Annotated in this window: 12 protein-coding genes; 10 read left to right on the top strand and 2 right to left on the bottom strand. The window is 65.2% G+C overall.

The genetic code is table 11. The features are described 5' to 3' along the window. The first annotated feature begins 66 nt into the window (after positions 1 to 66). Entirely contained in the window at positions 67 to 579 is a 513-nt protein-coding gene (locus AAG612_RS12945; RefSeq protein ID WP_342510722.1) for a GNAT family N-acetyltransferase, read from the top strand. Between the two features lie 110 nt (positions 580 to 689). After that, on the top strand, positions 690 to 2,486 hold the full coding sequence (locus tag AAG612_RS12940; RefSeq protein ID WP_342510720.1) for a DUF885 domain-containing protein: 1,797 nt from the start codon (positions 690 to 692) through the stop codon (positions 2,484 to 2,486). 3 nt (positions 2,487 to 2,489) lie between these two features. Here AAG612_RS12940 and AAG612_RS12935 read toward each other — a convergent pair whose 3' ends face one another. Beyond that, the gene (locus AAG612_RS12935; protein WP_342510718.1) at positions 2,490 to 3,488 is read right to left on the bottom strand and encodes a zinc transporter ZntB; all 999 of its coding nucleotides are present in this window, start codon (positions 3,486 to 3,488) and stop codon (positions 2,490 to 2,492) included. Positions 3,489 to 3,685: 197 nt separating this feature from the next. Between AAG612_RS12935 and ispG the strand changes: the two genes are divergently transcribed. The 6 genes from ispG (at position 3,686) to AAG612_RS12905 (ending at position 8,211) form a co-directional block, all read left to right on the top strand. After that, on the top strand, positions 3,686 to 4,837 hold the full coding sequence (gene ispG, locus AAG612_RS12930) for a flavodoxin-dependent (E)-4-hydroxy-3-methylbut-2-enyl-diphosphate synthase (RefSeq protein ID WP_342510717.1): 1,152 nt from the start codon (positions 3,686 to 3,688) through the stop codon (positions 4,835 to 4,837). Beyond that, the gene (locus AAG612_RS12925) at positions 4,834 to 5,376 is read left to right on the top strand and encodes a thioredoxin family protein (protein ID WP_342510715.1); all 543 of its coding nucleotides are present in this window, start codon (positions 4,834 to 4,836) and stop codon (positions 5,374 to 5,376) included. The genes ispG and AAG612_RS12925 overlap by 4 nt, the downstream gene beginning before the upstream one ends. Positions 5,377 to 5,424: 48 nt before the next feature. Continuing rightward, positions 5,425 to 5,934, top strand: a complete 510-nt coding sequence (locus AAG612_RS12920; protein ID WP_342510713.1) for a manganese efflux pump MntP — start codon at positions 5,425 to 5,427, stop codon at positions 5,932 to 5,934. Further along, positions 5,934 to 6,869: a histone deacetylase family protein gene (locus tag AAG612_RS12915; protein ID WP_342510711.1), complete on the top strand. Its 936-nt coding sequence runs from the start codon at positions 5,934 to 5,936 to the stop codon at positions 6,867 to 6,869. The genes AAG612_RS12920 and AAG612_RS12915 overlap by 1 nt, the downstream gene beginning before the upstream one ends. Positions 6,870 to 6,974: 105 nt before the next feature. Then, a complete protein-coding gene (locus tag AAG612_RS12910) occupies positions 6,975 to 7,715 on the top strand; it encodes a murein L,D-transpeptidase catalytic domain-containing protein (RefSeq protein WP_342510709.1) in 741 nt (246 codons plus the stop codon). 4 nt (positions 7,716 to 7,719) lie between these two features. Continuing rightward, a complete protein-coding gene (locus tag AAG612_RS12905) occupies positions 7,720 to 8,211 on the top strand; it encodes a hypothetical protein (protein ID WP_342510707.1) in 492 nt (163 codons plus the stop codon). 7 nt (positions 8,212 to 8,218) lie between these two features. Here the strand turns inward: AAG612_RS12905 and AAG612_RS12900 are convergent, their stop codons facing one another. Beyond that, on the bottom strand, positions 8,219 to 9,598 hold the full coding sequence (locus tag AAG612_RS12900; protein ID WP_342510705.1) for a L,D-transpeptidase family protein: 1,380 nt from the start codon (positions 9,596 to 9,598) through the stop codon (positions 8,219 to 8,221). Between the two features lie 178 nt (positions 9,599 to 9,776). Here AAG612_RS12900 and AAG612_RS12895 point away from each other — a divergent pair, with 178 nt between their 5' ends. Then, entirely contained in the window at positions 9,777 to 10,697 is a 921-nt protein-coding gene (locus AAG612_RS12895; protein WP_342510703.1) for a DMT family transporter, read from the top strand. 123 nt (positions 10,698 to 10,820) lie between these two features. Continuing rightward, a complete protein-coding gene (gene acnA / locus AAG612_RS12890) occupies positions 10,821 to 13,493 on the top strand; it encodes an aconitate hydratase AcnA (RefSeq protein WP_342510702.1) in 2,673 nt (890 codons plus the stop codon). Positions 13,494 to 13,502: the final 9 nt, after the last annotated feature.

The following is a 13,502-nucleotide window of genomic DNA, read 5'->3' as shown; positions in this document are numbered from 1 at the left end:
TCATGCCCGCAGCCAGGCGCCCGGTCCAGCGCTTCCCTTTTTCGCCACGAACGTTAGTTCGGGCTCATGATCCTGCGACCTGCCACCCCTGAGGATACCGCTGCGCTCGCCACGCTGGGGCGAGAGAGCTTTTGCGCCGCGTTCGAGCATCTCTACCGGCCCGAAGACCTCGCGACATTTCTCGCGGAGACCTATTCCGACGAGGCTGTGGCGGAAGAGATCGCGGATGATCGCTGCATCCACCGCCTCGCCGATGATGGCGCCAGGCTGCTGGGCTTCGTCAAGCTGCGCGCACCCAGCTGGTATGTCGAGTTTTCGGACGCCCCCAATCCGATCGCGCTTGGCCAGCTCTACACCCAGCCGGACCTGACCGGGCGGGGGATCGGGACAGCGCTGACGGACTGGGCGATGGCCGAAGCACGTACGCGCGGCCACGACGCGGTCCAGCTGTCGGTGTGGAGCGAGAATTACCGCGCGCAGGCTTTCTATCATCGCTACGGCTTCGCCAAGATCGCCGATATCTCCTTCTGGGTCGGCGAACATCGTGACGACGAATTCCTCTTCGAGAAGCGGTTCTAGCGCAGACGCACGCGATCCGGCAGCGATGACCATTCGTCGAGAGCGGCCTTGCCAATCCCACGGCATGGGCGCACGCCCCGTGGCCGAAAAGCAATCGGGGAACCGACATCATGAAGACCTTCGCCGCCGCCATCGCGCTCGTCGCGCTGCTCCCCGCCGCGCCCGCTTTCGCGCAAGCCGAAACGACGCAGAGCGCGCCCGCTGCGCAGCCCGACTGGGTCGAAACGAGCAATGCCTACACGGAAAAGCTGATCGCCTTTGAGGCGGAGTTCTATCCCGAAGGCGCTTCGTCGTCGGGTTACGAGCAGTATGACGGGCAGACCTTCGACTATTCGCTCGATTCAGACGAACGCTACGTCGCGGGTGCGAAGGCGCTGAAGGCGGAGTTTACCGCCGCGATGGCGCGGGAGAGCAACCCCTTAGTCAAGCAGGACCTCGCGATCCTGATCGACAGCCTCGAACGCAGCATCGCGTCGAGCGAACTGAACGACAAATACATGCTCGAATGGAGCGAGCTTCCGCAGAGCATCTTCTATTCGATCGGTTCGATGCTGTCAGACCAGACTGCGGAGGACCGCCGCGCCTCGGCGCTTCAGCTGCTGCGCAAATATACCGGCGTCGAAGACGGCTACGAGCCCTATACCGAGCTCGCCAAGGCGCAGTTCGAAGCGAGCCGGAGCTCAAATGGAAGCGGCGGCAAGATCGGGCCGTACCGGGTCGAGGTGGAGGAATCGATCGCCAAGATCCCGACCTTCGTCGCCGGGATTCGCGAGCTGTTCGACAAGTACGAGATCGACGGAGCGGACGAAGCGCTCGACGCGATGGAAGCGCAGTTCACCGATTACGGCGAGTGGACCCGCGAAACCGTGTTGCCGCAAGCCCGCGACACCGCCCGCCTGCCCGAAGAGCTCTATGCGCTCAACCTGCGCAATGTCGGGATCGACATGGACCCGCGCGAAGCGATGAGCCAGGCGCGCCGCGGCTTCTACGAAATCCGCGCCCAGATGGAGGCGCTCGCGCCGCAGATTGCGGAGAAGAACGGCTGGCCGGAAACGGACATGGCCGGGGTGATGAAGCGGCTGAAGCAGCAGACCATCCCCAACGACGAGATCGAGGAATTCTACCGCGGCATCAACCGCCAGCTCGAAGCGAAGGTGCGCGAGAACGACATCGTCAGCCTGCCCGATACCGAGCTGCAGATGCGCGTCGCGAGCGCGGCGGAAAGCGCGGCCCAGCCCGCGCCGCACATGCGCCCGCCCCGGCTGATCGGGAACACCGGCGAACAGGGCACCTTCGTGCTCACCGTCGGCAACCCGACCGCCAGCGCGGACGATGCCTACGACGACTTCAATCACCCCGCCGCCGCCTGGACGCTCAGCGCGCACGAAGCGCGGCCCGGGCACGAGATGCAGTTCGCCGCGCTGGTGGAACAGGGCGTGTCGCTCGCCCGCATGCTCTACGCCTTCAACAGCGTGAACGTGGAAGGCTGGGCGCTCTATACCGAGGCCGAGATCATGCCGCACGAGCCGATCGAGGGCCAGTTCATCGCCCAGCAGTTCCGCCTGCTGCGCGCGGCGCGCGCCTTCCTCGACCCGGCGCTCAACCTCGGCCTGATGACCCGCGACGAGGCAGAATACGTGCTGCGCGAGGAAGCGCTGTTCTCCCCCGGCATGACCAAGCAGGAGCTGGATCGCTACCAGTTCCGCAGCCCGGGCCAGGCGGGCTCATACTACTACGGCTATCGCAAGCTGATCGACCTGCGCGTCGAAACCGAGCTGGCGCTGGGCGCGGCGTTCGACGAGAAGGCGTTCAACGACTTCCTCCTCGCCCAGGGGATCATCCCGCTCGAACTGATCGCCAAGGCGGTGCGTGAGGAATTCATCCCGGCACAGCGCGCCGGGGCCTGATCCTCACAGCCACTTCAGCCGCTTGAAGATCACCAGCAGCACCGCGATGATCGCCAGGCACGCGCCCGCGACCCACCAGAATGCGTCGCCATCGTTCACGCCCGGCATTCCGCCGACATTGATACCGAGCAACCCGGTGAGGAAGCCCAGCGGCAGGAAGATGCCCGCCACGATGGTGAGCATGTAGGTGGCGCGTTCGTTGCTGGCGAGCGCGCGGGTGCGCAGCTCGTCCATCAGCACGACCGCGCTTTCCTTGCTGATGTCGATATCGTCGAGATAGCGGCGCAGCCGGTCGATCGTCTCGGCGATCTCGCGCCGGTCGTGCTCTTCGAACCAGGGCGGCGCCTCGCGGCTGATCGACTCCAGCGCGACGTGCTGTGGCCCCATGTGGCGCTGGAGCCCCAGGCAATTGCGGCGAATGCTGGCGATCTTCTGCAGCATTTCTTCCGGATCATCGTCCATATCCTGCTCTTCGAGCGCGTCGATATGGTTGTTCATGTCGACGATCGAGGCATTCATCCGTGCCACCATCGCTTCGGTCAGCGCGGTGACCACCGCCCCCACGTCGCCCGGTCCCGCTCCGCGATCGATCTGCGCGAGGATCTGGCGCGGCGTCTGTAATGGGTGCCGCCGCAAGGTGATCAGGCGTACGCCGTCGCTCCACACCTGCATGCTGATCATGTCCTCGGGCTGCGCGCCGGGGTTGAAGTTGATCCCCCTCAGCGTCGCGACCAGCGTGTTCCCTTCGCGGAAGGCGCGCGGCCGGGTGTCGTCGCTGGTCAGCAGCTCGGCGGTGGGTTCCGGAATGCCGGCATGGTCCTGCAGCCATTCGTAGACGCCCGGCGTGTTGCGGCACAGGTGCATCCACAGCACGGGCCCGTCGGGGCGCGGCTCCCATTCCCGGATCCCCGCCCAGTCGATCGCGCGCCCGCCGCCCTGCCCGTCCAGCACGCGGGCGAACAGCAGCGGCGTGCCCGGTTCGAGTTCGGTCGGATCGTTCATCGGGCGATCATTGCCCCAGATGCGCGCGATTTCCTACCGGGACGATCGCATGTTAAGGACATTGCCATGTCAAGGGTCGCAAAATCGCAGCATCGCAGCCATATGACAGACGGCGAAGTCCACGAGCGACCCGCTGGTTTTCTTCCCCTGGACACTGTGTCAGGTGTGTCAGCAGTCCGGCACGAAAGACTAAGAGCATGAATGCAATCCGCCCCTGGCGCACGATCGAACGCCGCCAGTCCCGCCAGATCATGGTCGGCAATGTCGCCGTAGGCGGCGATGCGCCGATCACCGTGCAGACGATGACCAACACGCCGACCGAGGATGTCGGCGCGACGCTCGACCAGATCCGCCGGTGCGAGGATGCGGGCGCGGACATCATCCGCGTCTCGTGCCCCACCGAAGAGGCAACGCGGCATTTCGACAAGATCACCCGCGCGGCGAATGTGCCGATCGTCGCGGACATCCACTTCCACTACAAGCGCGCGCTCGAAGCCGCCGACAAGGGCGCGGCCTGCCTGCGGATCAACCCGGGCAATATCGGATCGAGCGAGCGCGTGGCCGAGGTCGTCCGCGCCGCCAAGGCCAATGGCTGCGCAATCCGGATCGGTGTGAATGCCGGCAGCCTCGAAAAGGACCTGCTGGAGAAATACGGCGAGCCTTGCCCCGAAGCGCTGATCGAAAGCGCGCTCGATCATATCAAGCTGCTGCAGGACCACGATTTCCACGAATACAAGGTGGCGGTAAAAGCCTCCGACGTGTTCCTCGCGGTCGCGGCCTATCACGGACTCGCCGAAGCAGTGGACTGCCCGCTCCATCTGGGCATCACCGAAGCGGGCGGGCTGATCGGCGGGACGGTCAAATCCTCGATCGGAATCGGATCGCTGCTGTGGGCAGGGATCGGCGACACGATCCGCGTCAGCCTCTCCGCGGAGCCCGAGCAGGAAGTGCGCGTCGGGTTCGAGATGCTGAAAGCACTGGGCCTGCGCACCCGCGGCGTCCGCGTCGTCTCGTGCCCGTCGTGCTCGCGCCAGGGCTTCGACGTGATCCGCACGGTCGAGGCGCTGGAAAAGCGGCTTGAGCACATCAAGACGCCGATGAGCCTTTCGGTTCTCGGCTGCGTCGTCAATGGCCCGGGCGAAGCGCGCGAGACCGACATCGGCATCACCGGCGGCGGCAAGGGCAAGCACATGGTCTACCTGAGCGGGGTGACCGACCATCATGTCGAAGACGAGAGCATGCTCGATCACATCGTCCGGCTGGTGGAAGAGAAAGCCGCGCGGATCGATGCGGGCGAGGACGTCGCGTTCGATCCGCACGCGGCACCGGCGGTGGAAGCGGCAGAGTGAAGCGCCTCGCAACGCTGGCAATGCTGGTCGCGGTGCTGCTGTTGCCGGGCCACGCCTTCGCCGAGACAGTGGCGGGCGTGCCGGACGCGGCACCCTACGATGAAAGCGTAAGCGAAGCGGAACAGGCGCAAGCGCTGGAGCGCACGATCGCCCAGCTTGAACCGGGACAAAAGGTGCTCGCGGTGTTCGGCGCGAACTGGTGCCACGACAGCCGCGCGCTCGCCGGATGGCTCACCAGCCCCGGGTTCGAGCCGTTGCTGCGCGATCGGTTCGAGGTGGTCTTCATCGACATCGGCACGCCGCAGACCGACAAGGGGCGCAATCTCGATCTCGCAGCGCGATACGGCGTGAGCGATATCGAGGGCACGCCCAACCTGCTGGTGATCGACAGCGAGGGCGCACTGGTGAACACGCCCGAAAGCGCGAAGGGGTGGCGCAATGCTGCGAGCCGCAGCGAAGAAGCGATCTACGCCATCATCGAAAGCTATGCGGGCGAAGCGGGCGCGTTGGATGCGACCGCCGCCGACGCCGCTGGGTAACCCGCGAAGACCTTGCTCGAAGTCCTTTTCCTCGCCCTCGCGCTCGCCATGGATGCCTTCGCGGTCGCCCTCACCCAGGGCGCCCGCTTTCGCCCCGCCGCGGGTGGCGGTGCGGCCATCGCGCTCACCTTCGGCGTGTTCCAGGGGGTGATGCCGCTGATTGGGTGGGGCATCGGCGCGCTCGCGATGGCCTATGTCGCGGCAATCGACCACTGGATCGCCTTCGGCCTGCTGACTTTTCTCGGCGCGAGGATGCTGCGCGGCGATGTGGGCGAGGAGGAAGCGGCGCACGTGCTGACCGGGCGTGCGCTGCTGATCGCGGGAGTGGCGACGAGCATCGACGCGCTCGCCGCCGGGGTAACGCTTCCCACGCTCGCGGTCGATCCGCTGTGGGCCGCTCTGGCGATCGGGGTCGTGACCCTGCTGCTCAGCGCGTTCGGCGTGGCGCTGGGCCGGGTCGCGGGCGACCGCTTCGGCGCGTGGGCCGAACGGGCAGGCGGCGTGATCCTGATCGCGCTGGGGTGCAAAATCGTGGTCGACCACATGGGGTGGGCCTGATGCTCCACGTCGTTCACCACGTCGACTACATGGCCCCCCGGCCCGAGCGCGGGACGTTCAAGTTCGACAAGTACTATCTCGTGATGGAAGCGCTGCGGGCAAGCGGTGTGGCGATGACCGAGCATGCGCCCGATCCCTGCCCGCGCGAATGGCTGGAGGCGGTGCATTGCCCCGACTATGTCGAGCAAGTCTTCACCGCACAGGTCCCGCGCCAGAAGGAACGGCGGATCGGCTTTCCGGTTACGCCCCATATCGCCAGCCGGGTGCGGCACACCAATGGCGGCACCTGGCTCGCCGCACAGCTGGCGTTTGCGCATGGCTACGCCGCCAACAGCGCGGCGGGCAGCCACCATGCGCTCTATGATACCGGCGCAGGCTTCTGCGTGTTCAACGACCTTGCGGTGTGCGCCAACCGCCTGATTGCGGAAGGGGACGCGGCGCGCGTGCTGCTCCTCGATTGCGATGTGCACCAGGGCGACGGCACCGCCAGCCTTACCGCCGGGCGCGACGAGATCTTCACGCTCTCGATCCATGCAGAAAAGAACTTCCCTGTCAGGAAGGCCCGCTCCACCCTCGATATCGCGCTGCCCGACGGAACGGGCGACGCGGAATACCTCGCCACTCTCGCTGATCGTCTGCCGCGCCTGCTGGACGATTTCGCACCCGATATCGTGCTTTACCAGGCTGGCGTCGACCCGCACGAGCGCGACAAGCTGGGTCGGCTGTCGCTGAGCGATGCCGGGCTCGAGCGCCGCGATCGGTATGTGGTCGAGACGGTCCGCCAGCGCGGGCTGCCCGTCGCGAGCGCGCTGGGCGGTGGCTATGGCGAGGACCAGCGCGAGGTGGCCGCGCGGCACGCACGTTCGATGATTGCGATGGCCGATGCCAATGCAAGCTCGCAATTCACTCGGGAGGATGCAGGTTGCAGCACCTAGGAACAGGTCGGCGGCTCGGTCTGTCGCATCCTGATACCGTCCCAAAGGCCGTAGGGTGAATCGGCTTCAAGCATCCATTAAGCTGGGTTATAGCATATGCCGGATATGAAACGTCGCGATCTCATCAAGACGGGCCTTGGCACCGGTATTGCGCTGGGTGCATCTGTCAGCCTGCCGACGCGCGTGTTCGCGCAGCCGATGGCAGGCAGCCCGCGCGACCGGGAGCTGTCCAAGATCGCCAAGCGCGAGCTGGACAAGGCGGGCGATGTCATCTGGCGCAAGGACATCGTCGGGATTGCCGATTTCGGGCTCCATTCCGCCGAACGCCGCTTCCACTTCGTCAATCTGGAGCGGCAGGAAGTGAAGAGCTTCCACGTCAGTCACGGCACGGGTTCCGACCCCGAGCATGACGGCTGGCTCAACACCTTCTCCAACGTCGAAGGTTCCAACGCGACCAGCCGCGGCGCTTACGTTACATGGGAATGGTACACCGGCAAGTTCGGCACATCGGTGCGGCTTGGCGGGCTCGACCCGACCAACAACCACGCGCTGCAACGCTATATCGTGATGCACCGCGCGACCTATGCCGAACCTTCGCATGTCGAGCGGTGGGGTCGGCTGGGCCGCTCCAATGGCTGCTTCGCGCTGGGCGAGGAGCAGTTCAAGATCGCGCTGCTGAATCTCTCGGGCGGGCGCCTGCTCTATGCCGAGGCGCTGGGGCTGAAGGAAGACGGCACCCGCGCCTACCCGCCGACGACCATCGTGGGCGAGCCGGAGAACGGCTACCACATCCTGCGCCAGCCCAAACAGAAAACTTTCGAACAGACCAATCCGGGCGTATTCTAGGGCGATGCCCTACAGGCCGCAGTTCGACAGCAGTCATCTATGGCCCCCGATCGCAGCGCTAATTCCGGCGACGGGATGTGCAGCGATATTCGTCGCGCTCTCGGTATTGCCGGCAGCCGTCGTCGAACCTGTGGTCAAAGGCGCAACACCACTGATCCCCGTGCCTCAGTCCTTCGCCGACGTACCGGGTTTTGCGATCACGAGTGCGATGGTGTTGGTCGCAATCGCAGTGTTCGCATTCATCGCGATCGGGTGTGCGCTGGTAGTGGTCGGCGTGCCCATAGCGTGGATGATCGGCAGACACATCCGCCACCCGGCCTCACTCCTGGCCGCCGTGCTGGCAGCGACCCTGGCATTCTGGTTCGGCTTCGGAAGGTCGGGGTCGCTGACCCAGCAGCCGCTCGTGCTGGCGCTGGGCCTCTGGTGCGCGTTGGGATCGGCGATGATCTACCGCTATTTCCTCATCCGCTTTCGGGACGAGTTGGAGGAGGATTGAGCGCCCCTCACGCAATATCGCGCGGATCGTTCACGATCTCGATCACTTCCTCGTCGGTCACCCGGCTGCGATTGGCCTTGCGCGGTGCATCGAACGCGGCGAGCACCGGTGCATCGCGGTCGTAGATGTCTTTGAAGGTCGCCATCTCGCCCTCGATGTTCGTCGCCATCGTGAAATAGGTGATGTAGGCGGGCATCTTGTTGTTGAACTCGACGCGCGTGTATTCGCCGCTCGCCAGCAGTTCGACGCCTTCGTCCGCAGTCAGTCCGGCCTGCAAAATCGCCAGCGTCAGCGCGAGCTCGGTCGCGCGTTCGGTGCGAATGCAGCCGTGGCTGAGCGCCCGGTTCTCCTGTTTGAAGAAGCCGCGCGACGGCGTGTCGTGGAAGAAGATCGCATGCCGGTTGGGCATGTCCAGCTTCATCCGGCCCAGCGCGTTGCCCGGCCCGGGGCCCTGCACCACCGAAACCCAGCCATTGGCACCCTTGGTCGCCGTGTAGCCCTTGGACTTCGCCCAGGCCGGATTGCCGAGGACGCGCGCGCCCAGCCCTTCGCCCTTCACGATCGACTGCGGCACGGTCCAGTTCGGGTTGAGGATCACGCCCTCGACGCTTTCGGCCAGCTGCGGGGTCGCGGTGCGACCGGGCTTACCCACCACGGTACGATAGGTGCGCATGATCTTGTCGTTGACCGTCAGGCGCAGCTGATATTCGGGCACGTTGGTGATCAGGTACTGGTGCCCCAGATCGCGGGGCAGCCAGCGCCAGCGGTCCATGTTGGCCTGCACCAGCTTGTAGCGCTTGGTACCCGGCGTCGCCTTGGCCAGCTCCGCCTTGAGCGCTTCGTAATCGGGATGCAGCGGCGCAACGCCCTGCAGCGTGCCCATGATGTCGTCGCTCGCCAGTGCCTGCTTCAGCATCGTACCGCTGCGATAGCGGTCCGCATCCGGGTCCATCACGAACCACTGCGTGCGATTATCCATCGGCGTGCGGCCATCACGCATGTCTTCCACCAGCCACACGAAGCGGCGGCTGGCTTCCTGATCGAGCAGCTGCCCCGCACCGGCGGAGATGGCATTGCGCAGCCCGGCAAGGTCGTAGTCGGCGGGGATGAGTCCTTCGGCATCAATGCCCTGAATAACCTCGGCCAGCGCCTCGGCCTGTGCGACGGTCCATTGCTGAACGGTCGGATCGATCTGCTGGACGACCGGATTGCTCGACATTTCGACCGGCCCCGTCGCGGTGCTGGTGCTCACCGCATCGTCGGGCTCGGGCACATCTTCCTGCTCGTCGGGCAACAGGTTCGTCGGTGCCTGCTGCGCGACCAGTGCCGCTGGGAGCGCGAGCCCGGTACCGGCGAGGAGAAGGAACGGAAGTGCAAGCTTTTTCATGGTGATCGGGTGACCCTGTACATCAAATCCGTCGCTGATCGCAGCGACAGGCCGTGGCGAGAACTCTCGCCAAAATCGGCGCAATCTTCAAGCCTTACGGCTTTACCAAGCATGAATTTACCAGCCATCTGCGGCAGAAGAGTGACGCACCTATCGTGCTGGGCTAGTCGCCATCGCCATGCCGCGCCTCGTCCTTTCGACCCCGTTTCTGGCCCCGTTCGCGATGGCGCTGGCCGGTGTCGCGATGCTATCGGCGATGGACGCCTTCATGAAAGGCGCCGCGCTGGCGATCGGTGCCTTTTCCGCCGCACTGCTCCGCGCCGCGATCGCTACCGGGATCGCCGCGCCGCTGTGGCTCGCCCACCGCAAGCACTGGCCCGACCGAGCGACGCTGAAGCTCCACCTGCTGCGCGGTCTGTGCTCGGCCTTCATGGGCCTCACCTTCTTCTATGCGCTGACAAAGCTGCCTATCGCGGAGACCATCGCGATCTCCTTCGTCGCTCCGCTGATCGCGCTGTATCTCGCGGCGATCCTGCTGGGCGAGCAGGTGACGCGGCGCGCCGTCATCGCCTCGCTCGTCAGTTTCGCAGGGGCGCTGGTCATCGTGGGAGCGCGGCTTGGGCAAGGCGAGATGGATGGCGATGCGATGATCGGCTTCGCGTCGATCCTCGTTTCGACCGTGCTTTATGCACTCAACTTCATCATCATCCGCCAGCAGTCGCAGCGGGCCGGACCACTCGAGGTCGCAGCCTTCCATGGCGGGGTTTCGACGGTGGTGCTGGGCCTCGCTGCGCCATGGTTCTTCGTGGCACCGCCTGCCGCTATCCAGCCGAACCTGCTGATGGCAGGCGTGCTCACGGTGGGCGGCTCGATGGCGATCGCCTGGGCCTATGCCCGGGCGCAAGCTCAGGCGCTGCTCCCGGTCGAATATTCCGGCTTCGTATGGGCGGCGCTGCTGGGCTGGCTGTTCTTCGCGGAAGGCGTGGGCATCGGGACGCTGGCGGGCGTCACGTTGATCGTGATCGGCACGTGGATCGCCGCTACGAAAGGGCGCGCACCCGCCCGCGCGGCAGGCGGCGCCGAAACCGGCGCGCCATGACAGCCCGCAGAAAAGCTTGATTTTCGCGCCGCCACACGCCAAGCGCGGCACATCTTCGCGACCCGCCCGTTAGACAGGTGACAGGACGCACGACATCAAAGAACAGAAAGGACCGCCTCCCACATGACCCAGGTCGGCAAGGACACCCTCGGCACCCGCAGCACCCTCACCGTAGAAGGCAAGGATTACGCCTATTATTCGCTCGCCAAGGCGGCAGAGCAGATCGGCGATGTTTCCCGCCTCCCGTTCAGCCTCAAGGTGCTGCTGGAGAACATGCTCCGGTTCGAGGATGGCGGCCATACGGTCTCGGTCGAGAATGCGAAGGAAATCGCGGATCGGGTCAACAACCCCGTCACCGGCGGCGAGATTCAGTATCGCCCCGCGCGCGTGCTGCTGCAGGATTTCACCGGCGTTCCCTGCGTGGTCGACCTCGCCGCGATGCGCGACGCGATCAAGGCGCTGGGCGGCGACACCCAGAAGATCAATCCGCAGGTCCCCGTGAACCTCGTCATCGACCACTCGGTGATGGTCGACGAATTCGGCCATCCCAAGGCGATGGAAGCGAACATGGAACTCGAATACGCCCGCAATGCGGAGCGTTACGACTTCCTCAAGTGGGGCTCCAAGAGCTTCGAGAACTTCTCCGCCGTGCCTCCGGGCACCGGCATCTGCCACCAGGTGAACCTCGAATATATCGCGCGCTGCACGTGGTCGAGCGAAGGACCGGACGGCCAGATGGTCGCCTATCCCGATACCTGCGTCGGTACCGATAGCCACACCACGATGGTCAACGGCCTCGGCGTGCTCGGCTGGGGCGTTGGCGGGATCGAAGCCGAAGCTGCCATGCTCGGCCAGCCGATCTCGATGCTGATCCCCGAAGTGGTCGGCTTCAAGTTCACCGGCAAGCTGGCCGAAGGCGTCACTGCGACCGACCTTGTGCTCACGGCCACGCAGATGCTGCGCGCCCACGGCGTGGTCGGCAAGTTCGTCGAATATTACGGCCCGGGCCTCGAATCGCTCAGCCTCGCGGACCGTGCGACGCTGTCCAATATGTCGCCCGAATACGGCGCGACCTGTGGCTTCTTCGGCATCGACGACAAGACGCTCGAATACCTGCGCCTCACGGGCCGGGACGAGCACGAGATTGCGCTCGCCGAAGCATACGCCAAGGAGCAGGGCCTGTGGGTCCACCCCGATGTGGAGCCGGTGTTCTCCAGCACGATCGAGCTCGACCTGTCGAAGGTCGTGCCGAGCCTCGCCGGACCCAAGCGCCCGCAGGACAAGGTTGCGCTTCCCGAAGTGGACGAGCTGTTCAATCGCGACCTCAAGGAAATCTATGGCAAGTCCGAACCGCACCGCGTCGATGTCGAGAACACCCACCACGATGTGGGCGACGGCGACGTGGTCATCGCGGCGATCACCAGCTGCACGAACACCTCCAACCCGGATGTGCTGATCGCCGCCGGGCTGGTTGCCAAAAAGGCGCGCGAGAAGGGCCTCAAGCCCAAGCCTTGGGTCAAGACCTCACTCGCTCCCGGGTCGCAGGTGGTCACCGACTACCTCGAAAAGTCCGGCCTGCAGGACGACCTCGACGCGATGGGCTTCGATCTGGTCGGCTATGGCTGCACGACCTGCATCGGCAACTCGGGCCCCCTCGCCCCGCCGATCAGCAAGGCGATCAACAGCAACGACATCGTTGCCGCCTCGGTGCTCTCGGGTAACCGCAACTTCGAAGGCCGCGTGTCGCCCGATGTGCGCGCGAACTTCCTCGCCTCGCCGCCGCTGGTGGTCGCCTACGCGATCAAGGGCACGGTGACGCAGGACATCATCGACACTCCGCTTGGTGAAGACCAGCACGGCAAGCCGGTGATGCTGGCGGACGTCTGGCCGACCAACCAGGAAGTCGCGGACCTGCGCGCAGCCAATGTCAGCCGCGACATGTTCGTCGAGCGCTACGCCAACGTCTATGACGGTGACGAGCACTGGCGCGCGATCACGGTCGAAGCGTCGGACACCTACCGGTGGAACCCCGGCAGCACCTATATCGCCAGCCCGCCGTTCTTCGACGGGATGAAGATGGACCCCGAACCGGTGGCGGACATCGCCGATGCCAAACCGCTGGCGATCCTGGGCGACTCGGTCACCACCGACCACATCAGCCCCGCAGGCTCGATCAAGGAAGACTCGCCCGCGGGCGAATACCTGAAGAGCCACCAGGTCGCGAAGGCGGACTTCAACTCCTACGGCTCGCGCCGCGGCAACCATGACGTGATGATGCGCGGCACCTTCGCCAATATCCGCATCAAGAACGAAATGGTTCCGGGTGTCGAGGGTGGCTATACCACCTACAAAGGCGAACAGATGCCGATCTACGACGCAGCGATGCGTCACAAGGAAGACGGCACCCCGCTGGTGGTGATCGGCGGCAAGGAATACGGCACCGGCTCCAGCCGCGACTGGGCGGCCAAGGGCACCATCCTGCTGGGCGTGCGCGCCGTGATCGTCGAAAGCTACGAGCGGATCCATCGCTCCAACCTCGTCGGGATGGGCGTGCTGCCACTGCAGTTCAAGGATGGCGACACGCGTGAGACGCTGGGCCTTGCGGCCACCGACAGCTTCACCATTCGCGGCCTTGCCGACCTGAAGCCCGCGCAGGACGTGACGGTCGATGTGACCCACGAAGACGGCAGCACGTTCAGCTTCACGGCGAAGTGCCGCATCGATACCGAGAACGAGCTGGACTACTACCGCAACGGCGGCATCCTCCAGTATGTGATCCGCAAGCTGGCGAGCTAAAGGCTCACC

Origin of the sequence: Citromicrobium bathyomarinum (genome assembly GCF_038594605.1) — a bacterium.
In the GTDB taxonomy this organism is placed as follows: Bacteria; Pseudomonadota; Alphaproteobacteria; order Sphingomonadales; family Sphingomonadaceae; genus Alteriqipengyuania; species Alteriqipengyuania bathyomarina_B.
The sequence above is the reverse complement of the archived record's forward strand: the minus strand, read 5'-3'. Positions and strand labels throughout refer to the sequence as shown.